The 14,768-nt window shown below is 29.2% G+C and carries 15 protein-coding genes and 1 riboswitch; of the genes, 14 read left to right on the top strand and 1 reads right to left on the bottom strand.

Annotated features, from left to right (window positions below; genetic code table 11):
- Position 1: 1 nt before the first annotated feature.
- Both L988_RS06770 and L988_RS06765 read left to right on the top strand, forming a co-directional pair.
- The gene (locus L988_RS06770) at positions 2–1,345 is read left to right on the top strand and encodes a CoA-disulfide reductase (RefSeq protein ID WP_047382806.1); all 1,344 of its coding nucleotides are present in this window, start codon (positions 2–4) and stop codon (positions 1,343–1,345) included.
- Positions 1,346–1,388: 43 nt separating this feature from the next.
- The gene (locus tag L988_RS06765) at positions 1,389–2,819 is read left to right on the top strand and encodes a cation:dicarboxylate symporter family transporter (RefSeq protein ID WP_047382805.1); all 1,431 of its coding nucleotides are present in this window, start codon (positions 1,389–1,391) and stop codon (positions 2,817–2,819) included.
- Positions 2,820–2,849: 30 nt separating this feature from the next.
- Here L988_RS06765 and L988_RS06760 read toward each other — a convergent pair whose 3' ends face one another.
- Complete coding sequence (locus L988_RS06760) at positions 2,850–4,559, bottom strand: ABC transporter ATP-binding protein (protein ID WP_047382803.1); 1,710 nt, start codon at positions 4,557–4,559, stop codon at positions 2,850–2,852.
- 154 nt (positions 4,560–4,713) lie between these two features.
- Positions 4,714–4,890, top strand: a riboswitch (cobalamin riboswitch).
- Between the two features lie 120 nt (positions 4,891–5,010).
- On the opposite strand from L988_RS06760, the gene L988_RS06755 reads away from it, so the two are divergent.
- The 12 genes from L988_RS06755 (at position 5,011) to L988_RS06700 (ending at position 14,726) form a co-directional block, all read left to right on the top strand.
- Entirely contained in the window at positions 5,011–5,853 is an 843-nt protein-coding gene (locus tag L988_RS06755) for a sirohydrochlorin cobaltochelatase (protein WP_052191737.1), read from the top strand.
- Positions 5,854–5,901: 48 nt separating this feature from the next.
- Positions 5,902–6,759, top strand: a complete 858-nt coding sequence (locus L988_RS06750; RefSeq protein ID WP_047382801.1) for an ABC transporter substrate-binding protein — start codon at positions 5,902–5,904, stop codon at positions 6,757–6,759.
- Positions 6,760–6,791: 32 nt separating this feature from the next.
- A complete protein-coding gene (locus tag L988_RS06745; protein ID WP_231549769.1) occupies positions 6,792–7,787 on the top strand; it encodes an iron ABC transporter permease in 996 nt (331 codons plus the stop codon).
- A 4-nt stretch (positions 7,788–7,791) separates the two neighbouring features.
- A complete protein-coding gene (locus tag L988_RS06740; RefSeq protein ID WP_047382798.1) occupies positions 7,792–8,541 on the top strand; it encodes an ABC transporter ATP-binding protein in 750 nt (249 codons plus the stop codon).
- A gap of 130 nt (positions 8,542–8,671) precedes the next feature.
- Positions 8,672–9,790, top strand: a complete 1,119-nt coding sequence (locus L988_RS13270; RefSeq protein ID WP_052191736.1) for a M23 family metallopeptidase — start codon at positions 8,672–8,674, stop codon at positions 9,788–9,790.
- Positions 9,791–9,852: 62 nt separating this feature from the next.
- On the top strand, positions 9,853–10,845 hold the full coding sequence (locus L988_RS06730) for an iron ABC transporter permease (protein WP_047382796.1): 993 nt from the start codon (positions 9,853–9,855) through the stop codon (positions 10,843–10,845).
- A 1-nt stretch (position 10,846) separates the two neighbouring features.
- Complete coding sequence (locus L988_RS06725) at positions 10,847–11,629, top strand: ABC transporter ATP-binding protein (RefSeq protein WP_047382794.1); 783 nt, start codon at positions 10,847–10,849, stop codon at positions 11,627–11,629.
- Positions 11,626–12,480, top strand: a complete 855-nt coding sequence (locus L988_RS06720) for an ABC transporter substrate-binding protein (RefSeq protein WP_047382793.1) — start codon at positions 11,626–11,628, stop codon at positions 12,478–12,480. Before L988_RS06725 ends, L988_RS06720 begins: the two co-directional genes overlap by 4 nt.
- An 82-nt stretch (positions 12,481–12,562) precedes the next feature.
- Complete coding sequence (locus tag L988_RS06715; RefSeq protein ID WP_047382791.1) at positions 12,563–12,940, top strand: hypothetical protein; 378 nt, start codon at positions 12,563–12,565, stop codon at positions 12,938–12,940.
- 85 nt (positions 12,941–13,025) lie between these two features.
- The gene (locus tag L988_RS06710) at positions 13,026–13,634 is read left to right on the top strand and encodes a MotA/TolQ/ExbB proton channel family protein (protein ID WP_047382789.1); all 609 of its coding nucleotides are present in this window, start codon (positions 13,026–13,028) and stop codon (positions 13,632–13,634) included.
- 5 nt (positions 13,635–13,639) lie between these two features.
- Entirely contained in the window at positions 13,640–14,029 is a 390-nt protein-coding gene (locus L988_RS06705; protein WP_047382787.1) for a biopolymer transporter ExbD, read from the top strand.
- Positions 14,022–14,726, top strand: coding sequence for an energy transducer TonB (locus L988_RS06700; protein ID WP_047382785.1), 705 nt, complete (start codon positions 14,022–14,024; stop codon positions 14,724–14,726). The genes L988_RS06705 and L988_RS06700 overlap by 8 nt, the downstream gene beginning before the upstream one ends.
- Positions 14,727–14,768 lie beyond the last annotated feature (42 nt).

Here is a 14,768-nt window from a genome sequence, read left to right as displayed (position 1 = left end):
AATGAAAATAATAATTATCGGTGGAGTTGCTGCTGGAATGTCAGCTGCGGCAAAAGCAAGCAGATTAAACAAAAATGCAGAATTAGTAATCTATGAAAAGACAGAGATAGTTTCATGGGGAGCATGTGGATTACCTTATTATGTAGGAGATTTCTTTGAAGATCCAAACAACATGATAGCTAGACCTGTAGAAAAATTTATAGAAGCAGGAATGAATATTAAAATAAAGCATGAAGTAATTGGAATAGATGTTGAAAAGAAAGAGGTAACTATTAAGAATTTAGTGACTGATGAGATATTCACAGACAACTATGACAAGTTAATGGTAGCAACAGGAGCTCACGCTATTATGCCTCCTATTAAAAATTTATCAGCAAAAGGTGTATACACTTTAAAAGATTATACTGATGGAATCGAGCTAAAAGAGGAGATTTTAAAAGAGGAAAATCAAGAGATTGTAATCGTAGGAGCTGGATATATCGGTCTTGAAGTTGCTGAAGCTGCAAAACATTTAGGAAAAAGAAGTGTAAGAATCATCCAACTTGGAGATAGAGTTTTATTAGAAAGTTTTGATAAAGAAATCACTGATGTTATGGAAGAAGAGATCAGAGCTCATGAAGGTGTAGAGCTACATTTAGAAGAGGTTGTAGAAGAGATTCTTGAAGAGAATGGAAAAGTTGTTGGAGTAAAAACAAACAAAGGTCAATATCCAGCAAATATAGTAGTTATTTCAACAGGAGTTAGACCAAATACAGCTTTCTTAAAAGAAACAGGAATTAAGATGTTGTCAAATGGTGCTTTAGTGATTGATAACTATGGAAAAACAAGTATTGATTCAATCTACTCAGCAGGAGATTGTGCAACAGTTCCACATCTGGTAAGAAATGAAGATGTATATATTCCATTGGCAACAACAGCTAATAAAATTGGAAGAGTTGTTGGAGAAAACTTAGCTGGATTAGAAACTGAGTTCAAAGGAACTTTAGGTTCGGCAGCAGTTAAAGTAATGGAAGTAGAAGCTGGAAGAACAGGAATTACAGAAGCTGAAGCTATAAAAATGGGGATTAATTATAAAACAGTATTCATAAAAGATAAAAATCAAACAAACTATTATCCAGGTAGAGAGGATATATTTGTAAAATTAATATATGATGCAGATACAAGAGTTCTTTTAGGAGGGCAAATAGCAGGAAAGAAAGGTGCTGTATTAAGAGTTGATTCTTTAGCAACAGCAATCTATTCAAAATTAACTGTAGATGAAATTGGAATGATGGATTTCTGTTATGCACCACCATTCGCAAGAACATGGGATGTAATGAACGTAGCTGGAAACGTAGCAAAATAAAAAGGCTTCAATAAAAATTTAAATATAGAAACGGGAGAAAAAAATGAACAACGTATTTTTTGAACAATTTTTAATGATTAGTGATTTAAAAACTGTTGGTTTCTTAGTAGCTTTATTAGTTATTTTATACCTAATAAATATGTTACCAAAGAAAAAATTTAACTTTTCTGCAAAAGTTATGGTTGCAACAGTTGTCGGTTTAATTTTAGGATTAGCAATTCAAGTTGTAGCAGGATTCCCAGAGGATCCAATGAAGTTAGTATTCGTTAGAGAAACTACATTATGGTATAGTTTACTTGGTGGAGGATTTATATCTTTAATAAGAATGCTAGTTATTCCTCTAGTAATGGTTTCAATTATTCATGTTATTATCAACATGAAAGAGGATGCTAACCTAGGAGATTTAGTAAAGAGAAGTTTAGTTATTACTTTAGTAATGGTAGCTATCTCTGTTGGTGTAGGATTACTTTTAGGAAATATATTCCAAGTTGGAAAACTTTCATCTGATGCAGTAGCAACAGTAGCAACAACAGGTGGAAGACAAATTAGAGAAGTAAGTAACATAGTTGATACATTAAAAGCTTTAATTCCTTCAAATCCTGTTGAAGCAATGGTTAAATTAAACATTGTAGGATTAGTAATATTCTCAGCAGTAGTTGGAGTAGCAGCAAAAAGAATGTCAAAGAAATATATGGATATCGTAAAGCCATTCTTTGATTTAATCAACGCAGCTCAAAAGATAATTGTATCTATGGCAATGAGTATCATTAGATGGATGCCTTTAGCAGTAGTACCACTTTTAGCAAATACAATTGCACAAAAAGGTATTGGGGCAATAGCAGAAGTAGGAAAATTCATAGCAGTTTTATACTTAGCAACAGCAATTATGTTTGTTATTCAAATGGTAGCAGTAGCATTCTTCGGATTAAATCCATTTACATATGTTAAAAAGAGTATCTCATTAATGATCTTAGCATTTACTTCAAGATCAAGTGTTGGTTGTTTACCAGTAACAATTTCAACATTAACTAACAAATTAGGTGTTAGTGAGTCAACTGCAAGTTTCGTAGCAAGTTTTGGTACAACAGCAGGAATGCAAGGATGTGCAGGAATATTCCCAGCATTAACAATAGTATTCGTAACTAATATGAGTGGACACTCTGTAGATATGACATTAATAGTTATGTCAATAATAGTTGTGGCAATCAGTTCGTTAGGAATCGCAGGAATTCCAGGAACGGCAACAATGGCAGCATCAGTAGCTTTATCAGGTACTGGTTTAGCAGCTATGTTCCCTTTAATCAATCCAATTTTAGCAATCGACCCAATTATCGATATGCCTAGAACAATGTTAAACGTAATCGGATCGGTTACAAATGCATTAATGGTTGATAAGAGTTTAGGAAATCTAAATACTGAAGTTTATCAAGATATGGAAGCAGGAAGTGAAGCAAACTCTTCTGATGATGAATAATTAAAAAAGTCACCTTTGGGTGACTTTTTTTTATCTGATTCCATTGTAAAGTTTGTAAAATTTTCCTTTTGAAGCCAAAAGTTCTGAGAAGCTTCCTTCTTCAACAATATTATTTTCACCAAGGACATAAATTTTATCAAAATCCTCTAGTAAACTTAATCTATGAGTTATAGCTATAAGAATTCTATCGCTATATTCCTCTTTTATATTTTTTAAAATAGATTTCTCATTTATGATATCTAGTGCATTTGTAGCTTCATCTAAGAGAATTAAATCTGGATTTTTTAGGAATAATCTAGCCATGGCAATCTTTTGTTTTTGTCCAGAGCTAGCATGAACTCCTCCTTCTCCAATTATAGTGTCTTTTCCAAGAGAAAACTTATCAAAAATCTCATATACATAGGATTTATCGATTGCAAATTTTATCTCTTCATCTGAGAAATTTTCTTTAACAAGAGTAATGTTTTCAATCATGCTTCCATTGATTATATAATCACTTTGATCTACAATGGCCAATTTGCTTAAATAACTTTTAAAAGTTATTTCGTTTAAAGGAATTCCATTGATTAAGATTTTACCTTCAGTTGGAATAAGAGATCTTTTTAAAAGAGAAGCAGTAGTACTTTTTCCAATTCCACTTTCACCGACTAAAGCGATTTTTTCGCCTTTATTTATTTTTAGATTAAAGTTTTTTAAAATACTGTTTTCTTCAAAAGAGAAGCTTATATCTTTAAATTCGATAGATTTAATCTGCTCGTTGAAATCAAAATTACCGTCAGGTCTATCTTTTAAATTTATAATCTCATTAAAACGATTAACTCCAGATATTCCTTTCTGATAAATATCAACTAAGCCAACCATTCTCATAATACGTAATCTAAATCGATCAACAAGCAATAAGAAAGATAGTATAATCCCCATAGTAACACCATCTTTTATATATAGATATCCACCTGCGAGTATAATTATAAGTTGGGTTATATTAGAATAGAATGTAACTCCAGAAACAATTAAACTAGATGGAATCATATTTTCCTTCTCGCTATTCAATAAAGATTGATTTTTTTCTAGAAATTTATTTTCTGCATATTTTTCTAAATGATTATCTTTTAAAAATGAGATGGTTCTTAGAGTGTCATGAAAATTAGAGGATAGTATTCCTGAGTTTTTTCGTACCAATCTATGTCCAGCTTTCATTTTTTTATTTTCTTTATATACAAAGAAAAGAGTCAATGGAAGAGGAAATAAAGTTATTAGAGATAACTTTAAATCAAAATCAATCATAATGAAAATGGATGCAATAATTGTAATAACCGAAAATATAAAGTCTTCTAATCCTCTGTGACAAAGTGTTGAAACACTATCTAAATCACTTATTACTCTAGAAATTAGATCACCACTTTGATTTTTTTTAAAAAATTCAGCAGGTTGAGATAATAATTTCTTCACAAGGTCATTTCTCATGGATTGTTTTATTTTACTTCCCATAAGTTTTCCATTAGCTTGAGAATGAACTGCAAAAGCTAGACGAAGTATATATAAAACTATTAAAATTATTGAAAACTTTAGCAGTAGATTTATATTTTTAGTTGGTAAGGCCTCATCAATTAAATTTTTTATTAAAAGAGGAGAGTAGATATCTATAGCAGTCATTGCTAGTCTTATCGAAAGAAAAAAGAGTAGTAATTTTCTTTCTTTTTTTAAATAATATAACAAAGATTTAGATGAAGTTATTTTCATAGAGTTATCTCCTTTGTGTGTTATTAATTTAATAGTAACTTTTTTTATATATAAAAGTCAATACTTTAAGATATAAATAATATAAATAATAGATGATAATGTTATAAATTTTAGATAATTTGATTGAAATTTGTACGATAAAGTGTTAATATTACATATAAAGAAGAGTAATGGTTCTATAGATTAAAAGGGAATTGAGTGTAAATCTCAAACGGTCCCGCCACTGTATAGAGGACAAAAGCAGTAATACCACTGAAATGAAAAGTTTTGGGAAGGGCTGTTAGTAGGATGAATCTAAGTCAGGAGACCTGCCATTATTAAAGATTCTGCGAGGACGGAGAAGCATAATATTGATATATTTGACTTCTCTTTAAAATTCATTGATAAAAGAGAGGTTTTTTTATTGGTGAAAAATTTGTATTACTATAAAAAATGTATATGAGGAGAGAAGATGGATTTTTATAAGGACTTAGAAAAAGGAGCGGTTGTAGTTGCTCATTTTGGAACTACACACGAGGATACTAGAGAGAAAACAATAGATGTTATAAATAAAAAGATAAAGGCTGAGTTTCCAAAATTGGATTTTTATCAAGTGTTTACTTCAAGAATAATAAATAGAATTTTAGCTAAAAGAGGAATAGAAAATTTAAATACAACTCAAATTTTAGAAAAATTACTGGTGGAGGGATATAAGCATGTAATCCTTCAGCCAACATATATAATAAATGGAACAGAGATGGAAGCATTAAAAAGAGAAGTTGAAAGTTTTACAGATAGATTTGAAGATATAAGAGTTGGAACTCCACTTTTGACATCAGTAGAAGATTACTTTCATCTTTTAGAAGTTTTAGAAGATGAGATAGGAGATTTATCGAAAAGTGAAGCTGTCGTTATGATAGGTCATGGAACGGAACATCCAGCACACTCAACATATCCTATGTTAGATTATATAGCTAGAGATTTAGAAAAACCTATTTATGTAGGAACTGTGGAGGGATATCCAGGGTTAGATAAGGTTGTTAAAGAGCTAAAGAAAGATGGAAAAGAGAAGGTTACACTTATGCCTCTTATGTTTGTTGCTGGAGATCATGCAAAAAATGATATAGCTGAAGACTGGAAAGAGGCTTTAGAAGAGAATGGGTTTGAAGTATCTTTAAACTTAAAAGGATTAGGAGAAATAGAAAGAGTTCAAAATATTTTTATTGAAAAGGCTAGAGAGTTAGAAAATATAAGACCTGAAGATATTCTTGTAAAAAAAGCTGAATATGCAAGAGGGAGAAAAGCAAGCCATTAAACTTGGAAGAGATAATCTCTTCCGTTTTTTATTCAAAGGAGAAAGAATATGAAAAAATTATTTTTATTTTTATTACTAACTACGCTTACCTTTTCAAGTGATTCTATAAGAGTTGTATCAACATCACAATTTACAACTGAGATGTTGTTGGCTATAGGAGCAGAAGATTATTTGATTGGAACATCTTTTTTAGATGATGAGATTCTTCCAGAGCTCCAACAGAAATATAATAAAATTCCTGTTTTAGCAGCAGGAGCCCCAACAAAAGAGTTATTTTATTCATTGAATCCAACTTTTTTAACAGGATGGCAATCAATAGCAACACCTAAAAATCTAGGAACTATTGAAGAATTAAAAGAAAATGGAGTAGAAGTTTTTTTTACAAAATCTCAAAAAACATCAAATATAGATGATATCTATGAGGATATTTTATATTTTGGAAAAAGATTTAATCTTGAAAAAAATGCAAATCAAGTTGTAAAAAATATGAAGTCAGAGATAGAAGAAGTGAAATCAAAAAATTTAGGAAAGAAAAAGATTAAAATATTTGCTTATGATAGTCAAGAGTCAGCACCATTTGTAATTGGAGGAAATGGAATAGGAAATACAATGATGGAAATAGCTGGAGCTGAAAATATTTTTAGAAAAAGTAGCTTTAGTTTTGGAACTGGAAGTTGGGAGAAAATATTAGATGAGAATCCCTTAGCAATAATTGTTATAGATTATGGAGATAAAAGTTATGAGTCAAAGATAGATTTCTTAAAAAATCGTTCTCCAATATCAGAGCTTGAAGCTGTAAAAAAAGATAGATTTATAAGAATACCTCTAAGTTATCTATCTTCGGGAATAAAAGTGAGTAAAGGAATTGAAAAAATTTCAGAAGGGTTGAGTGAGGAGCAAAAGTGAGAGTGCAGAGCAAAAATCTTATATTAATTTCAGTGACTTTAATATTTATTTTAGGAACTATAGCTGTTACAGTAGGAAGTGTTTCTCTATCACCATTGCATGTTTGGAAGATTATAATAAACAAAAGTTTGAATAGAGAGATTTTTTCTATCGAGTGGAAAAAGTCGACAGAGATGATTGTGTGGAATTTGAGAGTTCCAAGAGTCATATTATCTCTTTTAAGTGGTGGCGGATTGTCATTAGTTGGAATACTAATGCAAGCATTGACAAAAAACTCATTGGCAAGTCCATATATTTTGGGAATCTCCTCTGGAGCTAGTACTGGAGCTGTGATATCAATTGTTTTAGGAGGATTACTAGGAATAGGATTTTCTCCAGGGATAGGGGCTTTTATATTTGGAACACTGACAGCATTTTTAGTTTTTTATTTAGCTGGAAATGGAGGATACTCTAGTACAAAACTTGTATTAATAGGGGTAGCCGTGTCTTCGCTTTTTTCGGGAGTTACTACTTTTTTAGTTACAACAGCTAAAAATGAAGCTCAGTTGAGAGGAGCTATGTTTTGGATATCGGGAAGCTTAGCTGGTGCAAGATGGGATAGTTTGACAACTCTTTTTATTGTTCTTTTAATATCAATAGGACTTATTTCACTAAAGTATAGAGAACTAAATATTTTAATAGCTGGAGATGAGTTGGCAGAAACTTTAGGTGTGGATGTAAAAAGATTAAGGTTTTTGATAGTTATGGTGTCTACTTTTTTAACAGGATTTATAGTATCTGCAACTGGAGTAATTGGGTTTGTTGGATTGGTGATACCTCATATTTGTAGAGGTTTTGTTGGAAGCAATCATAAAAGATTAATACCGTCAGCAATTCTTTTAGGAGCAGTATTTTTGTTAGGAACAGATACATTGACAAGAGCAGTTTTTAAAACCCAAGAGATTCCTATTGGAGTAATTACTTCAATGTTAGGTGCACCATTTTTTATGAGCATGTTAAGAAAAAATAGTTATAATTTTGGAGGATAGATTTGTGATAAAAATAGAAAACCTAGACTTTAAAATAGATGAAAAAGAGATTTTGAAAAATATAAGGTTAAAAATAAAAAAAAGAGAGTTTATAGGAATTATAGGAGAAAACGGATGTGGGAAAAGTACGTTATTGAAAAATGTTTACCGTAACTATATCCCACAAAAAAATAGTGTATATTTAGACGATATAGAACTTAATGATTATTCAGTAAAAGAGTTATCAAGAAAATTATCAGTACTTAGTCAAAACCAAAAGATAAATTTTGATTTTTCTGTTAAAGAGATAGTAGAAATGGGAAGATATAATAGAAGCTCTTTATTTACTAGTAACTCGAATGAAAAAGATATTGATGATGCATTGAACCAAGTAGGAATGCTTCATTTAAAACAAGCTAGTTTTTTAACTCTTTCTGGTGGGGAGATGCAAAGGGTTTTAATAGCTAGATCAATAGCTCAGGAGAGCGAAGTTTTATTATTGGATGAACCTACAAATCATTTAGATATAAGATATCAATATCAGATTATGGATTTAGTAAAAAAATTAAATAAAACTGTAGTTGCTGTAATACACGATATAAATATTGCTAGCCGGTATTGTGATTATATTTTTGCTATGAAAGATGGAGAGATAAAGTATGAAGGAACTCCTGAAAATATTATAACTTCTGAAAAAATTAATGAGATATTTGGAATAGAGGTAGAGGTCATTAAACATCCAAAAACTCAAAAACCAATAGTTATTTTTTTGTAAAAAAATATAAAAAGTTGTATGAGTATTCGAAAAAAACACAAAAAAAATAAAAGCTAGACTTAATTTATAAAAATATGGTAAAATCTATAAAAAATTACATAGAATTATAAAAAGAAAAGAATGGTGGATTATGAAAAAAGGAAAAAAGATATTTTTAGGAATTTTAGTCTTTTTAGTAACATCAATTTTTTATAGAGAGATTACATTAAAAAATATTAAGACTAAAGAGGAAAGTATAGCAATAGAAAATAAAGAAACTCCTGAGCTTGGAGATGTAGTGCAAAATGGCAATTTGATTGTAACTATTGATTCTAAAGAGAATGAAGAAAAAGCCGACTTTGAGATTTTAAACTCTCCTGAGGCAATAGAACTACCAAGAATTTCTGAAGAAGTTTTAGCTTTAGATGATAAGGAACTTGAGAATCAAATCTCAAAAGAATGGGAAGAACAAGAAGATAAAGAGTTAATAGCTATTGATGAAACTATTGATTTAGAAGAGAAAATAGTTTTAGAAGATATAGAATATACAATAAAAAAAGGAGATACAATCTCTGATCTTTCAAAAGAATATAAAATAAAAAGTGATTATATCTATGCAAATAATGTTGATAAAAATTTAAGAGTACTTCAAATAGGAAAGAAAATAAATATACCTACAGAGCAAGGTATTTTTTATTCTGTAAAAAAAGGAGATACATTTGAAGCTTTATCAAAAAGATTTGAGGTAGATGTAACAACAATAAAAGAGGACAATAATATCGATAGACTTTTAATAGGTGCAAAAATCTTTTTAAGAGAACCAAAAGTTTCAAGATATTTAAATAGCTTTAAGCAGCAATATGTTAAACAAAATCCGATGGGAAGCTTTGCTAATCCTTTAGTTGCAATGAGTCTAACAAGTAGTTTTGGTTCAAGGAAACATCCAGTTTTAAAGCAAGTATTGAATCATGCCGGAATAGATTTAAGAGCAAAAACAGGAACAAAGGTTGTTTCAGCAAGAGATGGTGTTGTGAGTTTTGCAGGAAGAGCTAGTGGTTATGGAAAACTAATAATAATAAAACATTCAGATGGTTACGAAACAAGATATGCACATTTAAGCAAAATTGACGTTCAAAAAGGGCAGAAAGTTTCTCAGAATCAGCATATAGCTTTAAGTGGAGCAACAGGAAGAGTTAGTGGACCACATTTACATTTTGAAATAAGAAAAAATGGAAAAATAGAGAATCCATTAACATATTTAAAATTTTAATAAAAAATCCCCCAAATCAATTTGGGGGATTTATTTTTTGATAAAATAGTTTGGAGGAAAAAATGCAATATAAAAATAGAGTTATAATTATCGTTTCGAGTTTTATTTTATTATTTTTAATATGTGTTTCTCTTTTAATAGGAAATTATAAAATTGAAGTTTTAAAAGCTATAAATCTTATTTTGGGAAATGGGGATAGAAACTCTTTAGATTACAAAGTTTTATGGACCTTAAGGCTTCCAAGAGTTATTATGGCTATAATAATAGGTATGCTTTTAGGAAGTAGTGGTGCTATTACTCAAACACTTTTTAGAAATCCTATGGCAGATCCATATATAATAGGAATATCAGCAAGTGGAACTTTTGGAGCAGTAATAGCCTTTTTATTAGGATTACCAGAAAGTTATTTTGGTATTTTTGGATCTATTTTTTCTTTTATAACCTCTTTGATAATTTTTAAACTTTCAAATGGAAAAAGAGGAGGTGTTGAATTATCAACTCTCTTGATAATAGGTATAGCACTTTCAGCACTTTTAAGAGCTATGATTTCTTTAGCAATGTATTTAGTTGGAGAGGATAGTTTCAGAGTTGTTTTGTGGACCATGGGATATTTAGGCGGAGGGGACTGGAAAAAAATAGGAATACTTTTATTTCCTTTGATATTTTCATTAATATATTTCTATTTAAATCGATATAACTTAGATATTATTTTACTTTCAGATGAAGAAGCACATAGCTTAGGTATTGATATAAAAAAATTTAAATATAAAGTTTTGATGATTTCAACATTTATGGTTGGCTTTTCAGTAGCTTTTTCAGGAATGATAGGATTTGTAGGTTTAATAATTCCTCATTTAGTGAGAATCATATTTGGAAGTAGTAATATAAAATTAGTTCCACTCTCAATGTTTTATGGAGGAATATTTTTATTGTTATGTGATACAGTTTCGAGAGGATTATCTTCAACAATGGAGATACCAATAGGTATAGTGACAGCAATATTTGGGGCACCATTTTTTATATACTTAGCATTTAAAAGTAGAAAAGGAGTTTAAAATGAAGAGTTTAGAATTGAAAAAAATAAGCTATTCCTATGGTAAAAAAGAGATATTAAAAGATATAGATTATAAATTTTTTGAGGGTGAATTAGTTGGAATTTTAGGAGCGAATGGTTCTGGAAAAAGTACTTTATTAAAAATTATTATGGGATTTTTGAATAGAGTTAGTGGAGATATACTCTTAAATAAAAAAAGTACAGATGAGTATTCAAGAAGAGAGTTCGCAAGAAAAGTAGCTTTTATTACACAAAGTTCAAATCAAGATGTCAATTTCACAGTTTTAGAAACTTTAAAATTAGGAAGAGTACCACATATAAAAAATTTTTTTAAAGGATTAGATTTAAAAGATGAAAGTTTAGTTCAAGAGATAGTTGATCTTCTAAAATTAGAAGACTTTTTAGAGCGAGATATAAAAACATTGAGTGGAGGAGAGTTTCAAAGAGTTTTGTTAGGAAGAGCTTTTATTCAGGAGGGTGAGGTTTTGCTTTTAGATGAACCTACTTCAGCTTTAGACATAAATTACTCATTAGAATTTTTAGAACTTTTAAAAGATAGAGTAATACAGAAAAAGTTGATTGGAATAATAGTAATACACGATATAAATTTAGCATCTATATTTTGTGATAAGATAATTTTTATAAAAGATGGAGAGATATCTTTTGAAGGAAAGCCAAAAGATGTTATAAAGTCAAAAATTTTAGAAGAGGTTTATAACTTTAAACCTGTTATATTAGAAGCAGATAATGAAATCTATGTTTTACCAAAAAGGAGAATAAGATGAAAAAATTTTTATTTTTATTTACTGTGTGTTGGTTAAAAGTATTTTCTTTAGAGATTGTTGGAGATTGGGTTGTTAGCGATAAGGGAGAGCGAGTAAAATTAAAAGAATACAATCGGATCTTAGTATATAACTTTGGTGCAGTAGAGATTTTATATAAAATAAATGCTGAGGATAAAATTGTAGGAGTTGGAAATCATAATAAAAAAATATGGCCAGAAGAAAAGACAAAGCATTTAGCTTTAGCGGGACCTATTTCAAAACCATCAGTAGAAACAATCTTATCTTTTAATCCAGATTTGGTAATTTTTAATGTAATGGGAGAGGTAAAAGGTGAGCTCGATAAATTTGATATTCCATCTATAACATTTATAAATAAAAATTTAGATGATATATTGCATAATATATCTATTTTAGGAAAGCTTACAGCAAGAGAAGAGGAAAGTAGAAAGCTTATTTTTGAGCTAGAAGAAAAAAAGAGCTATATAAAAAAAAATTTAAAACTAGATGGAAAAGCTTTAGTTTTATATTCTAACTCACCACCAACATCTTTTGATAAAAAATCATTGCCAGTAGAAATTTTAGAGATATTAGGATTAGAGGTTATTCAGCCAAAATTAGGAAAAAAAGCGATAATATCTTCAGAATATATTTTAAATGAAAATCCAGATTATATAATAGGAACAAGAAGTATTAAAAATATAGATGGCATTGTAAAATCTATTCCACTTATAGAGGAAACGAAAGCATTTAAAAATAAAGATATATATGTAATAGACTCAACCGAGATTTTAAGGGCATCACATAGAGTTTTTGATGAAATAGAAAAAATTTATAATGAACTAAAAAAATAAAAATGTTGCCATATTTTAGCCATAAAAGTTTGTTAAGATATCTTTGTAAACGAAAGCGAAGAAAACTTAGGAGGTATAAGAAATGAAAAAATTTTTATTGGTATCGATGATGGCATTAGGGTTAGGAACAGTAGCAATGGCAAAAGGAAATAACGGGCATAAAATGTCTTCTGAAATGATGAGAAATAATGGTGGAAAAATGATGACAAATCAATGCCAAACAAACGAAGAAAAATTAGCTATGAGAGAGAAAATGAGAACGAATCCTAAACTTCAAGAGGGAAGAATAAAATTACAAGAAAATAAGTTAGCGATGATGAAAGAGATGGCAAAAGAGACTCCAAACTTTACAAACATAGAAAAAATAAACAAAGATAAAGCTAATATTCAAGCAGAGATGAAAACAGAGCAAATGAAAATGAGATATGAGATGTTAAAAGCAAATAAAACAGCAAATTAATTTATGAGAGCAAGGCTAATCCCTTGCTCTTTTTAATTCTATAATATATACTTTAGTTATAGATTTTTTAAACGGAGGAGATTAGATGTTATTTTATTTAAAAGCTGGGGGGCCTATTTTATATATTTTATTATTTTTATCAACGATTTCACTTGGAATTATACTAGAGAGAACAATATGTTTTATAAAAAATAAAACATCGGTAGATTTGATGTTTAAAAAAGAGATAAAAGAACTTTTATTAGATAAAAAATATGATGAAGCTATAGAGTTTTCAAAAAAAGAGAAAGGTGTAGTTGGAAAAACTTTAACTAAATTTTTAACTCGTTATTGCCTAACGGAAGATTATAAAGATAGTGATGAGTTGCTGAGAGAGATAGAACTTGAAGAGATGGATATTTTAGAAAAAAATACATATATTTTAGGAATAATAGCTTATACCGCACCAATGATTGGTTTGTTAGGAACTGTAACAGGAATGATTTCGGCTTTTGGAAAAATTGCTGTAACAGGAACTGGAGATCCTAATGCAATTGCAGGCGGAATTTCACAGGCTTTATTGACAACAGCGGGTGGGTTAATTATAGCTATCCCATCAATAATAGCTTATAATATTTTTAATAAAAAGATAGAAAAAATGAGTTTAGAAGTAGAAAAAATAGCAACATTTATAGTAAATATTGTAAAGAGGTAATATTTATGAAGAGAAGAACGAAGAAAAGAAGTTTAGCTACTCCAGATTTGACACCTCTAATAGATGTAGTATTTTTATTGTTGATATTTTTTATGCTAGTTACAACTTTTGATAAATATAGTGGATTTAAATTGGAGCTTCCAAAATCTGGAGCTATATCAGAGAGTTCAAATTTAGAGTATGAATTAATTATAGATAAAGATGAAAAATATTATATTTCAGTAGATAAAATTTCAACTGAAATAATGTTAGAGAATCTATCTGAGAAACTTAAGAATGTAAAAGAGATAACAATTAGTGCAGATAAAGATTTAAGATATGAAGTTGTAGTTAAAGCTATTGCTAAATTAAAAGATATAGGAATAGATAAAGTGGAGCTGAATTTTAATGAATAAATTTTATATTTTATCAGCAGTTTTACATACTTTAGTAGTAGGTATGTTTTTATTTCACACTACAGAGGAAGAGATAAAATTTAAAGAGAAAAAAAATATAGTTGTATCCGTGAGAAATAATAGAGCTATAAGTAATAACACAGAAGCTAGTTCAAAACCTAAAAACATTGCATCTGAGATAGAAAGTGAAGCTAAAAAAAACGATGAGAAGATAATACAAAAAAAACAAGAAAAAAAACAAGAAAAAAAACAAGAAAATAAACAAGAAAATAAACAAGAAAATAAAGTTATAAAAGAGGTAGAAAAAGCCAAAGTTAAAAAGATAGAATCGCCTAAAAAAGAGGTACAATATAATGAATTTCAAGATAATAATAGATTTTTACAAGGGGAAGATGGAGTATTTACTGCAATTTCTTTAGAAGGAATAGAGTATGAAATATTAAAAGAGGTTGATCCTAAATATCCCATTAGAGCTAAAAAATCAGGTTATAAAGGTATTGGAATAATTAGGGTGAAATTTCTTGTAGATGTTGACGGTAGTGTAAAAAATATAGAGTTTTTATCAGGTGAACAAAAATTTGGATTTAAAGAGGAAGTAGAAAAGGCACTCAATCAATGGAGATTTAAACCAATTCAATATAACAATAAAAATATAAGAGTACATTTTGAAAAAGAGTTTAAATTTAAAAACATTTGAAAATAGTAGCATGGAGTTGGGTAGAGTTTAATAAGCTCTACC

The organism is Cetobacterium sp. ZWU0022 (genome assembly GCF_000800875.1).
GTDB lineage: Bacteria > Fusobacteriota > Fusobacteriia > Fusobacteriales > Fusobacteriaceae > Cetobacterium_A.
Note: the sequence above shows the minus strand (reverse complement) of the source record. Positions and strands in the feature narration are given on the sequence as shown.